The organism is Streptomyces sp. NBC_01232 (genome assembly GCF_035989885.1).
Lineage (GTDB): Bacteria > Actinomycetota > Actinomycetes > Streptomycetales > Streptomycetaceae > Streptomyces.
Genome location: NZ_CP108518.1, coordinates 5,313,989 through 5,330,376, shown reverse-complemented (window position 1 = coordinate 5,330,376; position 16,388 = coordinate 5,313,989). Strand labels below are relative to the sequence as shown.

General features: G+C 71.7%; 16 protein-coding genes. 10 read left to right on the top strand and 6 right to left on the bottom strand.

From position 1 onward, the window contains the following. Positions 1–11: 11 nt before the first annotated feature. The gene (locus OG444_RS24820) at positions 12–1,016 is read right to left on the bottom strand and encodes a 4-hydroxy-3-methylbut-2-enyl diphosphate reductase (protein ID WP_030012188.1); all 1,005 of its coding nucleotides are present in this window, start codon (positions 1,014–1,016) and stop codon (positions 12–14) included. 83 nt (positions 1,017–1,099) lie between these two features. Here OG444_RS24820 and OG444_RS24815 point away from each other — a divergent pair, with 83 nt between their 5' ends. The 4 genes from OG444_RS24815 (at position 1,100) to OG444_RS24800 (ending at position 4,811) form a co-directional block, all read left to right on the top strand. Beyond that, a complete protein-coding gene (locus OG444_RS24815; RefSeq protein WP_327264244.1) occupies positions 1,100–2,479 on the top strand; it encodes an APC family permease in 1,380 nt (459 codons plus the stop codon). 33 nt (positions 2,480–2,512) lie between these two features. Next, positions 2,513–3,799 (top strand): exodeoxyribonuclease VII large subunit, encoded by a 1,287-nt coding sequence (gene xseA, locus OG444_RS24810; protein ID WP_327264243.1) that lies wholly within the window; start codon positions 2,513–2,515, stop codon positions 3,797–3,799. Between the two features lie 42 nt (positions 3,800–3,841). Further along, on the top strand, positions 3,842–4,072 hold the full coding sequence (locus OG444_RS24805) for an exodeoxyribonuclease VII small subunit (RefSeq protein ID WP_383205169.1): 231 nt from the start codon (positions 3,842–3,844) through the stop codon (positions 4,070–4,072). Between the two features lie 145 nt (positions 4,073–4,217). After that, on the top strand, positions 4,218–4,811 hold the full coding sequence (locus OG444_RS24800) for a malonic semialdehyde reductase (RefSeq protein ID WP_327264241.1): 594 nt from the start codon (positions 4,218–4,220) through the stop codon (positions 4,809–4,811). A gap of 132 nt (positions 4,812–4,943) precedes the next feature. Here OG444_RS24800 and OG444_RS24795 read toward each other — a convergent pair whose 3' ends face one another. Beyond that, entirely contained in the window at positions 4,944–5,462 is a 519-nt protein-coding gene (locus OG444_RS24795) for a DUF4245 domain-containing protein (RefSeq protein WP_327266917.1), read from the bottom strand. A gap of 280 nt (positions 5,463–5,742) precedes the next feature. Here OG444_RS24795 and glpX point away from each other — a divergent pair, with 280 nt between their 5' ends. Continuing rightward, positions 5,743–6,774 (top strand): class II fructose-bisphosphatase, encoded by a 1,032-nt coding sequence (glpX, locus tag OG444_RS24790; protein WP_030712049.1) that lies wholly within the window; start codon positions 5,743–5,745, stop codon positions 6,772–6,774. 92 nt (positions 6,775–6,866) lie between these two features. On the opposite strand, the gene OG444_RS24785 is transcribed toward glpX, so the two are convergent. The 3 genes from OG444_RS24785 to OG444_RS24775 form a co-directional block, all read right to left on the bottom strand. Continuing rightward, positions 6,867–7,265, bottom strand: coding sequence for a WhiB family transcriptional regulator (locus OG444_RS24785; RefSeq protein ID WP_442810608.1), 399 nt, complete (start codon positions 7,263–7,265; stop codon positions 6,867–6,869). 133 nt (positions 7,266–7,398) lie between these two features. Next, positions 7,399–7,998, bottom strand: a complete 600-nt coding sequence (locus OG444_RS24780; RefSeq protein WP_327264240.1) for a TIGR03086 family metal-binding protein — start codon at positions 7,996–7,998, stop codon at positions 7,399–7,401. A 130-nt stretch (positions 7,999–8,128) separates the two neighbouring features. Continuing rightward, positions 8,129–8,788 (bottom strand): DUF1707 SHOCT-like domain-containing protein, encoded by a 660-nt coding sequence (locus tag OG444_RS24775; protein WP_327264239.1) that lies wholly within the window; start codon positions 8,786–8,788, stop codon positions 8,129–8,131. Between the two features lie 150 nt (positions 8,789–8,938). Between OG444_RS24775 and OG444_RS24770 the strand changes: the two genes are divergently transcribed. The 3 genes from OG444_RS24770 to OG444_RS24760 all read left to right on the top strand — a co-directional run bounded on the left by OG444_RS24770 (position 8,939) and on the right by OG444_RS24760 (position 12,246). Further along, entirely contained in the window at positions 8,939–10,603 is a 1,665-nt protein-coding gene (locus OG444_RS24770) for a fumarate hydratase (protein WP_327264238.1), read from the top strand. Between the two features lie 138 nt (positions 10,604–10,741). Continuing rightward, positions 10,742–11,347 (top strand): hypothetical protein, encoded by a 606-nt coding sequence (locus OG444_RS24765; RefSeq protein WP_327264237.1) that lies wholly within the window; start codon positions 10,742–10,744, stop codon positions 11,345–11,347. 128 nt (positions 11,348–11,475) lie between these two features. Continuing rightward, entirely contained in the window at positions 11,476–12,246 is a 771-nt protein-coding gene (locus OG444_RS24760; RefSeq protein WP_327264236.1) for a glycerophosphodiester phosphodiesterase, read from the top strand. 83 nt (positions 12,247–12,329) lie between these two features. On the opposite strand, the gene OG444_RS24755 is transcribed toward OG444_RS24760, so the two are convergent. Continuing rightward, positions 12,330–13,832, bottom strand: coding sequence for a ricin-type beta-trefoil lectin domain protein (locus tag OG444_RS24755; protein ID WP_442810607.1), 1,503 nt, complete (start codon positions 13,830–13,832; stop codon positions 12,330–12,332). 133 nt (positions 13,833–13,965) lie between these two features. On the opposite strand from OG444_RS24755, the gene OG444_RS24750 reads away from it, so the two are divergent. Further along, the gene (locus tag OG444_RS24750) at positions 13,966–15,369 is read left to right on the top strand and encodes a class II fumarate hydratase (protein WP_327264234.1); all 1,404 of its coding nucleotides are present in this window, start codon (positions 13,966–13,968) and stop codon (positions 15,367–15,369) included. A gap of 112 nt (positions 15,370–15,481) precedes the next feature. Continuing rightward, complete coding sequence (gene fomD / locus OG444_RS24745) at positions 15,482–16,201, top strand: cytidylyl-2-hydroxypropylphosphonate hydrolase (protein WP_327264233.1); 720 nt, start codon at positions 15,482–15,484, stop codon at positions 16,199–16,201. Positions 16,202–16,388: the final 187 nt, after the last annotated feature.

Here is a 16,388-nt window from a genome sequence, read left to right as displayed (position 1 = left end):
TACGAAACGAGTTACTTGTCGGCGACCAGTTCGGCAGCCTCGGCGCGCAGGTCGCGACGGAGTTCCTTCGGCAGCGAGAAGACGATCGACTCCTCGGCCGTCTTGACGATCTCCACGTCCGCGTAGCCGCGGACCGTCAGCCACTCCAGGACCTCCTCGACCAGGACCTCCGGCACCGAGGCGCCCGAGGTGAGGCCGACGGTGGTGACGCCCTCCAGCCAGGCCTCGTCGATCTCGCTCGCGAAGTCGACCAGGTACGCGGCCTTGGCGCCGGCGTCCTTGGCGACCTCGACGAGCCGGATGGAGTTCGAGGAGTTCTTCGAGCCGACCACGATGACCAGGTCGGAGTCGGCGCCCATCACCTTGACGGCCGCCTGCCGGTTCGAGGTGGCGTAGCAGATGTCGTCGCTCGGCGGCGAGACGAGCAGCGGGAACTTCGTCTTCAGCGCGTCCACCGTCTCCATCGTCTCGTCGACCGAGAGGGTGGTCTGGGAGAGCCAGACGACCTTGGACTCGTCGCGGACGGTGACCTTCTCCACGTCGTGCGGGCCGTCGACGATCGTGATGTGGTCCGGGGCCTCGCCGGAGGTGCCGATGACCTCCTCGTGGCCCTCGTGGCCGATGAGGAGGATGTCGAAGTCCTCGTTCGCGTACCGGATGGCTTCCTTGTGCACCTTGGTGACCAGGGGGCAGGTCGCGTCGATCGTCGCGAGCTTGCCGCGCGCCGCCTCCTCGTGCACCACCGGCGCCACACCGTGCGCGGAGAACATCACGATGGAGCCCTCGGGCACCTCCTCCGTCCGCTCGACGAAGATGGCGCCCTTCTTCTCCAGGGTCTGCACCACGTACTTGTTGTGCACGATCTCGTGGCGGACGTAGACCGGCGCACCGTACTGCTCAAGGGCTTTCTCGACGGCGATCACGGCTCGGTCCACGCCCGCGCAGTAGCCGCGGGGCGCGGCGAGCAGGACACGGCGGGAAGCGGGAGCGGGGGCGGGAGCAGTCATGTGCTCCATCGTACGGGGGTCTCCAGCAGGCCGGGCGTCGGCCGTACGGCACACACTTGCCCGAAAGCCCGCCCCTATGTCCCGGAGGACGGATGGCTTCCGTTACGGATTCCAGCGCTGCGGCGCCCACGGCGCTGCGGCGGAGCCTCGGCTTCAGGGACCTGGTCGTCTACGGGCTGCTGTTCATCGCCCCCATGGCGCCGGTGGGGGTCTTCGGCACGCTCGACGCCAGGTCGCACGGCGCCGTCGCCCTCGTGTACCTCTTCGCGACCGTCGCGATGGCCTTCACGGCCTTCTCGTACGCGCAGATGGTGCGGGTCGCCCCGCAGGCCGGCTCGGTCTTCACCTACGCCCGCAAGGGCCTGGGCGAGGGCCCCGGGCTGATCGCCGGGTGGATGGCGATGCTCGACTACCTGCTGATCCCGGCGGTGGCGTACCTCTTCTCGGGGATCGCGATGAACGCCCTGGTGCCGGAGGTGTCCCGGTGGGTGTGGACGGCCTTGGCCGTCGTGATCACCACCGCGCTCAACCTGTGGGGCGTACGGACGGCCGCGCGCGTGGGTTTCGCCGTGCTGGCCATGGAGATCCTGGTCCTGCTCGTCTTCCTGGTCGCCGCGGTGACCGTACTGGTCCAGGGCGGGGCGCGGCGCGGCTGGCTGTCCCCGCTGACCGGTGACGGCTCGCTCGGCTTCAGTACGGCCGCGGTGCTGGGGGCGGTGTCGGTCGCGGTCCTGTCCTACCTCGGCTTCGACGCCATCGTCTCCTTCGCCGAGGAGGTGACGGGGGGATCGGAGCGGGTGGCGCGGGCGGTGCTGTTCTGCCTGGCGCTGGCCGGGGTGCTGTTCATCGCCCAGAGCTATCTGGTGGCCCTGCTCATGCCCGTGTCCGCGGCGGAGCTGGCGGCCGAGCCGGCGCTGCAGGGCCCGGCCTTCTACGACGCGGTGGAGTCCTCGGCCGGCTCCTGGCTGCACGACCTGGTGGCGGTCAGCAAGGCGATCGGGGCGGCCTTCGCGGCGCTGGCGGGGCAGGCCGCGGCCGGGCGGCTGGTCTTCGCGATGGCCCGGGAGCGGCGGCTGCCCCGGGCGCTCGCCCGGACCTCGGACGGCACCCCGCGGCCGGCCCTGCTGCTGGCGGCCACGATCACGCTGGTCGCGGCGGTGTGGGCGGCCCGGCGCGACGACGGGCTCGACCAGCTGGTGTCGGTCGTGGACGTCGGGGCGCTGGTGGCCTTCACCCTGCTGCACGCCTCGGTGGTGGGCTGGTTCGTGGTCAAGCGGCGGGAGGGCCCGCCGAACTGGTGGAAGCACCTGGTGATCCCGGTGCTGGGCGCCGTGGTGACCGTCGCGGTGATCGTCGAGGCCTCCTGGACCGCGCAACTGGTGGGGGCGGTGTGGCTGGCGGTGGGTCTGGCGGTGCTGTTCGTCCAGCGCGGCCGCCGCGACCTGCCCGGCGACACCGGCGCCGGGGCCTGACGCACTGTCGGCGGCGCCGGATAGCCTGCGTGCATGGGTCTGAATACGTCGGCCGAGGCGCCGCTGCCGGTAGGCCAGGTGTCCCGGCTCATCGGGGGCTGGATCGAGCGGCTCGGCCAGGTGTGGGTGGAGGGGCAGATCACGCAGCTCTCGCGGCGGCCGGGAGCGGGGGTGGTCTTCCTGACGCTGCGCGACCCCTCGCACGACATCTCGGTCAGCGTGACCTGCTTCCGCCAGGTCTACGACGAGGTCGCGGACGTGGTCTCGGAGGGCGCCCGGGTCGTCCTGCTGGCCAAGCCCGAGTGGTACGCCCCGCGCGGCCAGCTGTCCCTGCGGGCCACCGAGCTACGGCCTGTGGGCATCGGGGAGCTCCTCGCCCGGCTGGAGCGCCTCAAGCGGTCCCTGGCCTCCGAGGGGCTCTTCGCGCTGGACCGCAAGAAGCCGCTGCCCTTCCTGCCGCAGCTGATCGGGCTGGTGGTGGGCCGGGCCTCGGCGGCCGAGCGCGATGTCCTGGAGAACGCCCGGCGCCGCTGGCCGGCGGTCCGCTTCGAGGTGCGCAACGTCGCCGTCCAGGGGGTGCACGCGGTGCCCCAGGTGGTCCGGGCCGTCCAGGAGCTCGACGCGATGGACGAGGTCGACGTGATCATCGTGGCGCGCGGCGGCGGCAGCGTGGAGGACCTGCTGCCCTTCTCCGACGAGGAGGTCGTCCGGACGGTCGCCGCGGCCCGGACCCCGGTGGTCTCGGCGATCGGCCACGAGCCGGACTCCCCGCTGCTGGACCTGGTCGCGGACGTACGGGCCTCCACGCCCACGGACGCGGCGAAGAAGGTGGTCCCGGACGTCGGCGAGGAGCTGGAGCGCGTGCGGCAGCTGCAGGCCCGCGGGCTGCGCGCGGTCACGGGGCTGCTCGACCGGGAGGAACGGGGCCTCGCGCACGCCCTGGCCCGGCCGGTCTTCGTGCACCCCCAGCGGATGGTGGAGATGCGCGAGGACGAGCTGGACGCGCTGCTGGCCCGCTCCCGGCGCACGCTCGGGCACCTGCTGGACCGGGCCGACTCGGAACTGGCGCACACCCTCGCCCGGGTGGTGGCGCTGTCCCCGGCGGCGACCCTGGAGCGCGGGTACGCCGTACTGCAGCGGGCCGACGGCCATGCGGTGCGCTCGCCGCAGGAGGTCTCGGCGGGCGAGGTGCTGCGCGCACGGGTGGCGCAGGGGTCGTTCTCCGTGGAGGTCGCCCCGGTGGAGTCCGCGGAGCCTCCGGAGTCCCCGGAATCCCCTGAGTCTCCCGAGTCCCCCGCCGCAACAGTCGCTTCGGAGTAGCGACACACGGCCGCAATGACCTGGTCGCACGACACACAGAGGATGGATACGGGAATGACAGAGGCCACCACGGCGCTGGGGTACGAGCAGGCCCGCGACGAGCTCATCGAGGTCGTCCGCAAGCTGGAGGCCGGCGGGACCTCGCTGGAGGACTCCCTCGCGCTCTGGGAGCGCGGCGAGGAGCTGGCGAAGGTCTGCCGGCACTGGCTGGAGGGAGCCCGGGCGCGGCTGGACTCGGCGCTGGCGGCTCGCGAGCCGGCCGAGGAGGAGTGACCGGGGGATGTGACCCGGGAGGAGCGACCGGGGGTGACCCCGGGGTGATCCCGGTCACCAGGAGGCGGATTTAGTTGAAAATTCATCTAACTCCGCCGTAGAGTCTGGGACATCGCTTCACCTCCGTATGGAAGAAGGCTTTCCGATGTCTCTCGTTCTTGACTCCGCCGCGCAGGACCTGCTGTTCCGCGAGGCCCGCACGGCCAACTCGTTCACCGACGAGCCGGTCACCGAGGAGCAGGTCCAGGCGATTTACGACCTGGTGAAGTTCGGTCCCACCGCCTTCAACCAGACCCCGCTGCGCATCACCCTGGTCCGCTCCCCCGAGGCCCGCGAGCGCCTCGTGCAGCACATGGCCAAGGGCAACGACGCCAAGACCGCCACCGCGCCGCTGGTCGCGATCCTGTCCGCGGACAACGAGTTCCACGAGGAGCTCCCGCAGCTGCTGCCGCACTTCCCGCAGGCCAAGGACGCGTTCTTCTCCGAGCGCCCGGTCCGCGAGCAGTCCGCGCTGCTCAACTCCGCGCTGCAGGCCGCGTACTTCATCATCGGCGTCCGCGCCGCCGGCCTGGCCGCGGGCCCGATGACCGGCGCCGACTTCGCCGGCATCCAGAAGGAGTTCCTGGACGCCGACCACACCCCGATCATGGTCATCAACATCGGCAAGCCGGCCGCCGAGGGCGCCTGGTTCGACCGCTCGCCGCGCCTGGCCTTCGACGAGGTCATCACGACCGTCTGATCGCCGCCGCAGGCACGCGAAGAGGGCCGTGGCCCCCGGATCACCGGGGGCCCCGGCCCTCTTCCGTACCTTCCGGCCCGCATCGGCGCTTCTCGGCCTGCGAGGCCGGGCCGCCGCGGGCCGGAGGCGGCGCTACTTGCCCTGCTTGAACTCCAGCGCCGCCGCCAGTGCGCCGAGCTGCTCGTAGGAGGCCGTGCCGGTCACCACCGTGACGTAGCCCTGCTCCTGCCGCACGAGGGCGTCGTACTTCTCGCCGTCCCAGCGCTCCCAGGTCAGGTCGCCCACCTGCTGCGTCTGCCCGGTGGCCGTCGCGTGCTGGGTGACCTTGGCGAGGTACTTGGCCGAGGTGTCCGTGGACTGCTCCACCGCCACGTACTGCTGCTCCGGGTCGAGGAAGCCCAGGTGCCAGGCGTTGGCGTTCTTGCGCTCGTACGTCACCGAGGTCGCCCGCCACTGCTCCTGGAGGCCCACGGGGGCCGCCACCGGGTACGGGGCCGCGCGCCGGGCCGTCAGGGTTTCCACCCGGTAGTCGACCGTGCGCGTCGGATCGGCCTTGTCGTCATGCGGGACGAAGAGGTAGATCCCGGCGACCACGATGCCGATCACCCCCAGCGACCGGACCATGTCCCAGATTGTCTGCTTGCCTTTCATACCTGCCACGCGACCCATCGTCCCGCATCGCGGGACCGCGATCACCGCCGGGGTCGCGGTGCGGCGCGTGTCGGCGGACCCTGGAGAGTCCCGGGGGTTCACCGGAGCCATCGGGAGGTGCGCACAAGGTCCGCAAAACGCCCGCAAGACGTCCGCTCAGGACAATCGGCTGACCGATATGCCGCTCATACGTGACCCGCCCTGCTCAATATGTCGACGTACCGATAGAGTTCCAGCACCCTCACTTCCCGGCCGTCGCCGTACAGAAAGGTGCGCTCCGATGACCGAGCACAACCTGCCGCCCCAGCTCGAAGTCTCTCCGGAGGCCCCCGACCGCAACCTCGCACTCGAACTCGTACGGGTCACCGAGGCCGCCGCCATGGCCGCGGGCCGGTGGGTCGGACGCGGAGACAAGATCGGCGCGGACGGTGCCGCGGTCAACGCGATGCGCACCCTGATCTCCACCGTTTCGATGAACGGCGTCGTCGTCATCGGCGAGGGGGAGAAGGACGAGGCCCCCATGCTCTTCAACGGCGAGCGGGTCGGCGACGGCACGGGCGCCGAGGTCGACATCGCCGTCGACCCGATCGACGGCACCACCCTGAACGCCAAGGGCATGCCGAACGCCATCGCGGTCCTGGCCGCCGCCGATCGCGGCACCATGTTCGACCCGTCCGCGGTGTTCTACATGGAGAAGCTGGTCACCGGCCCCGAGGCCGCCGACTTCGTCGACATCAACGCGCCCGTCTCGGTGAACATCCGCCGGGTCGCCAAGGCCAAGAACATGGCCGTCGAGGACGTCACCGTGGTCATCCTCGACCGCCCCCGCCACGAGGGCATCGTCAAGGAGATCCGCGAGACCGGCGCCCGGATCAAGTTCATCTCCGACGGCGACGTCGCGGGCTCGGTCATGGCCGTGCGCGAGGGCACCGGCGTCGACCTGCTCCTCGGCATCGGCGGCACCCCCGAGGGCATCATCTCGGCGTGCGCCATAAAGTGCCTCGGCGGCACCATCCAGGGCAAGCTGTGGCCGAAGGACGAGGCCGAGCGCCAGCGCGCGCTCGACGCCGGCCACGACCTGGACCGCGTCCTGACCACGAACGACCTGGTGTCCGGCGAGAACGTCTTCTTCGTCGCGACCGGCATCACCGACGGCGAGCTGCTGCGCGGCGTCCACTACCGCTCGGAGACCGCGACGACGTCCTCGCTGGTCATGCGCTCGAAGTCGGGCACGATCCGGCAGATCGACTCGACGCACCGCCTGTCGAAGCTGCGCGCGTACAGCGCGATCGACTTCGACCGCGCCCACTAGGCCGTCGGGAAACGAGGGGGGCGGTCACCGCGTGCGGCGGGACCGCCCCTCTCGTGCGTCCGCGTTCGCCGTCCGGCGCCCCGGCGACAGGCTCAGCCGGCCGCGGCGATCGGCCCGGCCCCCGGGGCCTGGCGCAGCTCGGCGGCCCTGCGCCGCATCCGCGCCAGCACCACCCGGCGCTCGGCCGCGGTGAGCCCGCCCCACACCCCGTACGGCTCCGGCTGGAGCAGCGCGTGCTCCCGGCAGGCGACCATCACCGGGCAGCGGGCACAGACGCGCTTGGCGGCCTCCTCGCGGGAGAGCCGGGCCGCGGTCGGCTCCTTGGACGGCGCGAAGAAGAGCCCCGCCTCGTCGCGGCGGCACACCGCCTCCGCGTGCCATGGGCCGTCGTCCGCCCTCACCGGCACCCGCGGCTTCGGCACGGCCGCCGCCCGCCCCGGAAAACTCTGGACGGCGGCTACCTGCAAGGACTGATGCGGCGGATGCGGCACGGTCTACTCCTGACGACGTATACGTGAGCGAGAGACGACGCACCTGTCCCTACCCGCTGTACGCCCCCCTATGCACCGCGTGCCACGGGGCGCCGGGGGTTCGTCCGAAACGAGACCCCCGGCCGGGCGGGCCTCACACCGCGGGCGCGGCCCATGCGGGATCCCGCCCGAGGAAGGCCAGGAGGTCCGCCGCGGCGCCGTGGTCCGCGCCGGGCGCGAGGGGGAACACGGGGCCGTAGGCGAAGCCGCGCAGGGGCTCGGCCAGGGCGTCGGCGGCCGGGCGCAGGGCGGCGGCCAGTTCGTCGGTCAGGGCGGGCTGCCGCCCCGTGGCGACGGCGATGTCCCAGGCGTGCACGGCGGCGTCGAGGGCGGCGGCGCCGACGGCCGTCACGGCCGGTACGGCGAAGGGCGGCAACGGCACGGCCACGTCGAGGTCCCCCGGGGCGACCGCGGAGAAGGCCTCGGCCGCCGCCGCGAGCGCCGGGTCCAGCAGGTCTCCGGGGGCGTCGGCCAGGGCGCCGGAGGGGGCGAAGGGGTCCTCGGCGGGCCCGGGCCCGCCGGTCAGGCGGGCGGCGTAGGCGAGCTGGTCGCCGGCGGCGTGCCGGAGGACCTGGGTGACGTTCCACTGCGCGCACGGGGTCGGGCGGTCCCAGCCGTCGGCGGGCACCCCCGCGACGGCCTCGCGCAGCGTCGCGTGCGCCTGGTCGAGCAATTCCCACTTGGATGTCGTCATGGTGCGGACCCTAGACAACACCGAGCGGCCGGTCGGCCGAATTTCGTTGGGCCGGGGGCGTGTTGAGCCCTCCGGGCGCGGGCTCGAACCGGCCGGTTCGAGCCGTGTCCCGGCCGGTTCCCGGCCTGTTTCAGCCGTCCAGGCGCTTGCGCAGCTTGCGGGCCAGATCCACCAGGCGGGCGCCCAGCCTGGGCCGCGCCTCGATGTTGCCGAGCAGGGCGAAGCCCCGGACGATCACCACCGGCGCCTGCGGGTCGCTCTGGCCGCGTCCCTCGCCGCGCACCTCGAAGTTGCCGAGGACGCCGCTGCCGTAGCCGCGCAGGGTGACGTTCTCCGGGACCAGCACCTCGACGTTGCCGAGGATGCAGGTGACGTTGATCTCCGTGACCTGCTGCTCGAAGACCGCCTCGGTGAGGTCGATGCTGATGTCGCCCATGACCGAGACGGCCCGGGTGTGCGCTCCCGGCCGCCAGCGGCCCTTGCGGGCGGAGCTGCTGCAGACGGCCACTATGGTCTCCGCGGGGCCGCCCTGGGCCGCGGCGGGGGCCGCGTACGCCGGCCAGGCATGGACGCCGCCGGGCGCGGGCAGATCCTGTACGAGCACTTCCAGCTCGCCGACGGTCTTGACCGCGTAGAGCGTGTCCAGGCGGTCGGAGTGCTCCTCGGACGTCAGCCGGCCTTCGGCGAGGGCATCGCCGAGGATCTGTGCGATCCGGTCCCGGTCTGCGTCGGAGGCGCGCAGCTGTGCGGCGGCGGGTGCGGGGGCGGCGGGGTGCTTTTCCAGGTCCACGAAGCCCAGCATAGCCAGACACGATAGATCGCGATACTGCTGAGTGAGCCTTACCTCACAGCCACGTCCCCGGCGGGAGGTCCTACGCTGGTTAACCGCGCTGCCAATTGGTCGCCAGCGCCGTCCGCCTAGTGAGGAATGACTGCCGTCATGCCAGAGTTTGCGTACACCGACCTGCTGCCCCTGGGCGAGGACACCACCCCCTACCGGCTGGTGACCGCCGAGGGAGTGTCCACCTTCGAGGCGGACGGCCGTACGTTCCTCAAGGTGGAGCCGGAGGCGCTGCGCAAGCTCGCCGAAGAGGCCATCCACGACATCCAGCACTTCCTGCGCCCCGCGCACCTCGCGCAGCTGCGCCGGATCATCGACGACCCCGAGGCCTCCTCGAACGACAAGTTCGTGGCCCTGGACCTGCTGAAGAACGCGAACATCGCGGCGGCCGGCGTCCTGCCGATGTGCCAGGACACGGGCACGGCGATCGTCATGGGCAAGCGCGGCCAGAACGTGCTGACCGAGGGCGGGGACGAGGCGGCGCTGTCGCGCGGCATCTACGACGCCTACACGCGGCTGAACCTGCGCTACTCGCAGATGGCCCCGATCACCATGTGGGAGGAGAAGAACACCGGCTCGAACCTGCCCGCGCAGATCGAGCTGTACGCGACCGACGGCGGCGCGTACAAGTTCCTCTTCATGGCCAAGGGCGGCGGCTCGGCCAACAAGTCCTTCCTCTACCAGGAGACCAAGGCGGTCCTCAACGAGGCCTCCATGATGAAGTTCCTGGAGGAGAAGATCCGCTCCCTCGGTACGGCGGCCTGCCCGCCCTACCACCTGGCGATCGTGGTCGGCGGCACCTCCGCCGAGCACGCGCTCAAGACCGCCAAGTACGCCTCGGCGCACTACCTGGACGAGCTGCCCCGCGAAGGCTCCCCGCTGGGCCACGGCTTCCGCGACGAGGCCCTGGAGCAGCAGGTCTTCGAGCTGACCCAGAAGATCGGCATCGGCGCGCAGTTCGGCGGCAAGTACTTCTGCCACGACGTCCGCGTCGTGCGCCTGCCCCGCCACGGTGCCTCCCTGCCGGTCGCGATCGCCGTGTCCTGCTCGGCGGACCGCCAGGCCACCGCGAAGATCACCGCCGAGGGCGTCTTCCTGGAGCAGCTGGAGACGGACCCGGCGCGCTTCCTGCCGGACACCACGGACGAGCACCTGAGCGAGGCCTCGGACGTCGTCTCCATCGACCTGAACCAGCCGATGGACGACATCCTGGCGACGCTGACCAAGCACCCGGTCAAGACCCGCCTGTCGCTGACCGGCCCGCTGGTCGTGGCGCGCGACATCGCGCACGCCAAGATCAAGGAGCTGCTGGACTCGGGTGCGCCGATGCCGCAGTACCTGAAGGACCACCCGGTCTACTACGCCGGTCCCGCGAAGACCCCCGAGGGCTACGCGTCGGGCTCCTTCGGTCCGACCACGGCGGGCCGGATGGACTCCTACGTCGAGCAGTTCCAGGCGGCGGGCGGCTCCAAGGTCATGCTGGCCAAGGGCAACCGCTCCCAGCAGGTGACGGACGCGTGCGGCGCGCACGGCGGCTTCTACCTCGGCTCGATCGGCGGCCCGGCGGCGCGCCTGGCCCAGGACTGCATCAAGAAGGTCGAGGTCCTGGAGTACGAGGAGCTCGGCATGGAGGCGGTCTGGAAGATCGAGGTCGAGGACTTCCCGGCCTTCATCGTGGTCGACGACAAGGGCAACGACTTCTTCCAGAACCCGGCCCCGGAGCCGACGTTCACCCACATCCCGGTGCGCGGCTCGGGCCTGTAGCGCGATGGCCTGAGGGCCTCTCCCCCGTTCGGGGGAGAGGCCCTCAGGCATGTCCGCCCATCGGCAGATGGCAGGCCGCCGGGCTCCCGGCGAGGCTGTTCCCGTACCCGAGCAGCCCACTTTCACCGGGAGTTCACGATGAAGAACCGCAAGCGCGCCCTTGTCCTGGCCGGAACCGCCGCCGCCCTGGTGGCGACGCTGATCGCTGCGGCTCCGGCCCCGGCCGCGCCGGCCGCGGCGAAGGTCGCCTCGGTACACGGCGGCGGGACGGTGCACTACCCGTACGTGCCTGCGTCGGACGACATCCGCTTCACGGTGGACGCCGAATCGGTGCCGTGGAGCCGGCCCTTCCCGGGGGCCGAGCGGGGCCTGCCGACCGACGCCCGGGGACGGGTGACGGTCTACCACGCCCGGCCCGAGGCGAACTCGACGGGCGTGGCCGAGGCGGAGGTGGACTGCCTGGTCACCGGCGGCCGGACGGCGACGGTGACCGCGGTGGTCAAGAGCTCGAACGTGCCCGGCTGGGAGGGCAGGCGGATCGGCCTCAGCGTCCAGGACGGCGTGCGCGGCGAGCCCGACCGCGTCGGCTTCTCGTGGGACATCGCCAACCTCGACACGAAGCCCGACGGCTCGCCCGTCGAGGCCCGCGTGGGCACCTGCATGGCCCCGGCCCCCTTCACGGAGGTCACCAAGGGCGGCTACAAGGTCACCCCCGCCCCGCTGGCCCCGCAACCGAAGTCATAGTCGCGGCGTCGTGGACAGCAGGTACCGGGCCTCAACGGGGGTGGCCCGGTACCCCGCCGTCCGCTGTTCGGCCATCCGGACAGGATCCGGTTGCGGGGCGTCCCGCACATCCGGATAACGTCCGGGGCATGACGCAGATGCTGCTCCCCACCGCCCGGGCCGTGCGGGTCGTCGCCCACCGCGGGGCCTCGCACGAGCACCCCGAGCACACCCTCGCCGCCTACCGCCAGGCCATCGCCGACGGGGCCGACGCGCTCGAGTGCGACGTACGGCTCACCGCCGACCACAAGCTGGTCTGCGTGCACGACCGGCGGGTGGAGCGGACCTCCGACGGGCGCGGGGTCGTCTCCGCCATGACGTACGAGGAGCTGTCCGCGCTCGACTTCGGCGGCTGGAAGGGCGGGGAGCACCGCGGGGCGCAGGTGCTGCTCTTCGAGGACCTGCTCAAGGAGGCGCTGGCCGCCGGCCGGCCGGTCGGACTCGCCGTCGAGACCAAGCACCCGACCCGCGCCGGCGGCCGGCTGGAGGCCGAGCTGGTCCGGGTCCTGAAGGAGCACGGGCTGGCCGACGGCTCGGCCGGCCTGGTCGAGGTGATGAGCTTCTCCCGCAACGCCCTGACCCGGCTGCACCGGCTGGCGCCCGGTCTGCCCGCGGTCTACCTGATCGAGCGGCGGCTGCGCCCGGTACGGCCGCCGTTCGCGACGCACGCGGGTCCGGGCATCGACCTCGTACGGCGGGACCCGGGCCTGGTGGCCCGGCTGAAGGCGAAGGGGCTGGCGGTGCGGGTGTGGACGGTGGACGAGCCCGAGGACGTGGAGCTGTGCCTGCGCCTCGGTGTGGACACCTTGATCACCAACCGGCCGCGCGAGGTGCGCGCGCAGCTGGAGGCGGCCCGCTGAGGTCCCGCGCAGGGGCCCGTACGTGGAAACACCCGGCCGGGGTGCGCCGGCCGGGCGTGGGGGGTCTGGTGGTGCGGGGGCGGTTACGCGAAGCGCTGGCTGGCGGACCCGTTGCAGGTCTGCAGGCGCAGCGGCTCGTGGGCGGCGGCCACCGTCAGGCACATGCCCGGGGCGGCGGCGGGGCGCAGGGTGGCGCCGTCGCGGACGAACTGCTGGTTCGCGCCGCCGTGGCAGTTCCAGATGATCAGGCCGGTGCCGGAGCCGTAGTTGGCGCCGGGGGCGTCGAGGCAGCGGTCCTGGGTGAGTTCGATGTGGACGGACTTGCGGGCGCTGTCGTACCACCAGCCCTGGTTGCGACCACCGTGGCAGTCCCATCCGACGATCCTGGTCTCATTGGCGCTGGAGCCTCCGAAGGAGTCGAGGCAGTTGCCGGTCGCCTCGTTCTTCAGGGGCTTGAACTTGTCGTCCCAGGCCCCGGCCTGCAGGACGGGCGTCCCGGTGCTCGCGGGGTCGGCGCAGGAGGCCTCGCGCAGGCCGGAGTTGTAGAGCTGGGTCAGGCAGGACGCGAAGGCGCCGTGGCCCCGGTAGTTGGGGTGGAAGGACTGGCGGGCGGTGTTCTCGTCCCAGGGGAAGTGGTCCCCGAGGTCCAGGTAGAGGCCGCGGGCCCAGGTGTCCTCCATGCAGACCTCGTGGCCGTGGAAGAGCCGCGAGTTGTCGAGGTAGACGGCGCCGGAGGCCAGGGCCGCCGCACGCATGCCCTTCTCGAAGGCGGGCACCGCGTAGTTGCGGCCCCAGGTGGCGTCGGAGTCGTAGCCGGCGCAGCCGCCGGACAGCTTGCCGGGGAAGTTGGGGTTGTCGTAGAAGTCGGGCCCGATGGGGCTGGGGTAGCCCATCACGACCAGCTTGTAGTCGGAGTCGGCGTAACCGGCGTCCCGCATGACGGTCCTGAGGTCCGCGACCGTGGCCTCCACCTTGGGCCTCAGGCCGTCGACGCGCGCCTGCCAGCCGGGACCGTACTTGGGCTCGCACGTGCCCTGGCTGAGGATCCAGCGGGTCACGCAGTCGGTCATGACCGGGCCGAACTGCAGGTCGTCGTTGGCCCCGGCGACCAGCAGAACCATCTTGATCTTCGTGTTGCGCGCCTTGACGGCCAGGCTGTCGCTCTGCACCAGCTCGTCGGCGTACTGCTTGCCGCCGCCGATCCTGATGTTGCCCGTGTAGCCGCCGGAGCAGGCGACGTTGAAGGTCAGGTCGGCCGGGATGCCGGTGCGGTGGATCGCCGCGTCCGGCGAGCGGTGGCACTGGTTGTTCGGGGTGTTGGTCGCGGGGTCGTAGTTGCCGACCCCTTCGCCCGAGATCTCGCTGTCGCCCAGCGAGATCAGGCCGGTCCTGCGCTCGTTCATCGGGCGCACGGCCGGGTCGCCGTAGATCCTGGTGGCCTCCGCGGCCCGGACGGCCTCCAGCTCGGGCGGGAGCGGTGCGACGGCCCCGGGGGCGGGCGCCGCCTGGGCCATGGGGGTGACGGCGGTGACACCCCCCAGGGCGGCCGCGATCACGGCGACGACGGCGAAGGTAGATCTGAGCATGGGTCTCGTACGGGCACGTGCCATGGAACGCCTCCCCGGATGTGGGTGTTACCCCCGGTATTTACTGGCCGGTAGGGGAGTTGGGAACACTTCGAACAAGACAATTGCTCAACTTTTTGAGGAGGCCAGGAAAATGACAGACGACCAGCAGGCCGATGCGTTCCGGACCGAGCACGACTCCATGGGCGACGTACGGGTGCCCCTGCACGCCAAATGGCGCGCCCAGACCCAGCGCGCGGTGGAGAACTTCCCCCTCTCCGGGCAGCGGCTGGAGCGCGCCCACATCGAGGCCCTCGCGCGGATCAAGGCCGCCGCCGCCGAGGTGAACGCGAAGCTCGGGGTGGTGGACCAGGACGTCGCCGACGCGATCCGGTCCGCCGCCGCCGAGGTCGCGGACGGGCGCTGGGACGACCACTTTCCCGTCGACGTCTTCCAGACCGGCTCGGGAACCTCGTCCAACATGAACACGAACGAGGTGATCGCCACCCTGGCCACCGAGCGCCTGGGCCGCGAGGTCCACCCCAACGACCACGTCAACGCCTCGCAGAGCTCCAACGACGTGTTCCCGTCGTCCATCCACATCGCCGCCACCGCCGCCGTCACCGGTGAGCTGATCCCGGCGCTGGAGCACCTGGCCACGGCCCTGGAGCGCAAGGCCTCCGAGTTCGCGCAGGTGGTCAAGGCCGGCCGCACCCATCTGATGGACGCCACCCCGGTCACCCTCGGCCAGGAATTCGGCGGGTACGCCGCCCAGATCCGCTACGGCGTCGAGCGGCTGCGCTCGGCCCTGCCCCGGCTGGCCGAGCTGCCGCTGGGCGGCACCGCGGTCGGCACCGGGATCAACACCCCGCCCGGGTTCTCCGCCGCCGTGATCGCCGAGGTGGCCTCGGCGACCGGGCTGCCGCTGACCGAGGCCCGCAACCACTTCGAGGCGCAGGGGGCCCGCGACGCCCTCGTCGAAACCTCCGGGATGCTCCGCACGATCGCCGTATCACTCACCAAAATCTCCAACGACCTTCGCTGGATGGCCTCCGGACCGCGCACCGGATTGGCCGAAATCAATCTCCCGGATCTGCAACCGGGCTCCTCGATCATGCCCGGAAAGGTCAACCCGGTGGTCCCGGAGGCCGTCCTGATGATCGCCGCACAGGTCATGGGGAACGACGCCACCGTCGCCGTGGCGGGCGCGGCCGGCAACTTCGAGCTCAATGTGATGCTCCCCGTGATGGCCAGGAACCTCCTCGAATCGATCCGGCTGCTCGGCGGCGCGAGCCGCCTGCTGGCCGACCGCACGGTCGACGGAATCACCGCCAACGAGGCGCGGGCCAGGGAATACGCCGAGTCCTCACCCTCCGTCGTCACCCCGCTGAACCGCTACATCGGCTACGAGGAGGCCGCCAAGGTCGCCAAGAGGTCGCTCGCGGAACGGAAGACGATCAGGGAGGTGGTCCTGGAGGCCGGTTACGTGGAGCGTGGCGCCCTCACCCTGGAGCAGCTCGACGAGGCCCTGGACGTGCTGCGCATGACGCACCCCTGACCGGCCCCGCCGCACGCCCGGGCGGGGGCCGGATCCGGTCGTTTCTCGTCCCCGAACCACCCGGTGACCTGCGCCGCAGCGGTCACAGGGACCCCCGCCCTAAGATCTGCGCATGACAGGTACTTTCAAGCCCGGGAGCGACGCGGCGCGCAGCGCGCCGCGGAGCCCCGCGCAGGGCCCGCGCTGGGCGCCCGGGGACCAGGTCCTGTGGCGCTACCGCGACCACGCCCCGGGACTGAAGGGCCCGGTGCACATCTGCCGCCCGGTGACCGTGGTCCAGGACACGGACGAGCTGCTGGCCGTGTGGATGGCGCCCGGCACCGAATGCGTCAAGCCGGTCCTCACCGATGGCACGCCGGTCCACGAGGAACCGCTGGCCACCCGCTACACGGCGCCGCGGACCACCGTACGGTCGCGCTGGTTCGGCGGTGGTGTCCTGAAACTGGCCCGTCCCGGGGACCCGTGGTCGGTGTGGCTGTTCTGGGGACCCGGCTGGCAGTTCAAGAACTGGTACGTGAACCTGGAGGAACCGCGCTCGCGATGGGCCGGCGGGGTGGACTCCGTTGACCACTTCCTCGACATCGCCGTCTATCCGGACCGCAGTTGGAAGTGGCTGGACGAGGACGAGTTCGCGCAGGCGCAGCGGTCCGGCCTGATGGACCGTGAGCAGGCCCTCCGCGTACGGGAGGCGGGCCGCGCCGCGGTCGGGGTGGTCGAGGGCTGGGGAGCCCCGTTCTCCGCGGGCTGGGAGGACTGGCGGCCGGATCCGGCCTGGAGGATTCCGGCCCTGCCGGAGGACTGGGACCGCACCCCGGCGCACATGACCTCATGAGACCCTTGATGCGCCCCCAGGGTTCAAACGTAGGATCGTCCTCCACGAGGTCACGCGCGCGGGACGGTGCGGTCGGTGCGCCACTGCGCAAGTGTTGTGCCGCACGCGGGACTTGACCGGAGGCCGACGCACGACGAGAGGCGACGAGGGGGCGAGGGCCCGCCAGGGGCACCTCCCGGCCGGAGGC

What these genes read in the sequence shown, in the direction of transcription:
- OG444_RS24820 (WP_030012188.1), bottom strand. Translation starts at nt 1,016, where the DNA reads ATGGAGCACATGACTGCTCCCGCCCCCGCTCCCGCTTCCCGCCGTGTC.
- OG444_RS24815 (WP_327264244.1), top strand. Translation starts at nt 1,100, where the DNA reads ATGGCTTCCGTTACGGATTCCAGCGCTGCGGCGCCCACGGCGCTGCGG.
- xseA (WP_327264243.1), top strand. Translation starts at nt 2,513, where the DNA reads ATGGGTCTGAATACGTCGGCCGAGGCGCCGCTGCCGGTAGGCCAGGTG.
- OG444_RS24805 (WP_383205169.1), top strand. Translation starts at nt 3,842, where the DNA reads ATGGATACGGGAATGACAGAGGCCACCACGGCGCTGGGGTACGAGCAG.
- OG444_RS24800 (WP_327264241.1), top strand. Translation starts at nt 4,218, where the DNA reads ATGTCTCTCGTTCTTGACTCCGCCGCGCAGGACCTGCTGTTCCGCGAG.
- OG444_RS24795 (WP_327266917.1), bottom strand. Translation starts at nt 5,462, where the DNA reads ATGAAAGGCAAGCAGACAATCTGGGACATGGTCCGGTCGCTGGGGGTG.
- glpX (WP_030712049.1), top strand. Translation starts at nt 5,743, where the DNA reads ATGACCGAGCACAACCTGCCGCCCCAGCTCGAAGTCTCTCCGGAGGCC.
- OG444_RS24780 (WP_327264240.1), bottom strand. Translation starts at nt 7,998, where the DNA reads ATGACGACATCCAAGTGGGAATTGCTCGACCAGGCGCACGCGACGCTG.
- OG444_RS24770 (WP_327264238.1), top strand. Translation starts at nt 8,939, where the DNA reads ATGCCAGAGTTTGCGTACACCGACCTGCTGCCCCTGGGCGAGGACACC.
- OG444_RS24765 (WP_327264237.1), top strand. Translation starts at nt 10,742, where the DNA reads ATGAAGAACCGCAAGCGCGCCCTTGTCCTGGCCGGAACCGCCGCCGCC.
- OG444_RS24760 (WP_327264236.1), top strand. Translation starts at nt 11,476, where the DNA reads ATGACGCAGATGCTGCTCCCCACCGCCCGGGCCGTGCGGGTCGTCGCC.
- OG444_RS24755 (WP_442810607.1), bottom strand. Translation starts at nt 13,832, where the DNA reads ATGCTCAGATCTACCTTCGCCGTCGTCGCCGTGATCGCGGCCGCCCTG.
- OG444_RS24750 (WP_327264234.1), top strand. Translation starts at nt 13,966, where the DNA reads ATGACAGACGACCAGCAGGCCGATGCGTTCCGGACCGAGCACGACTCC.
- fomD (WP_327264233.1), top strand. Translation starts at nt 15,482, where the DNA reads ATGACAGGTACTTTCAAGCCCGGGAGCGACGCGGCGCGCAGCGCGCCG.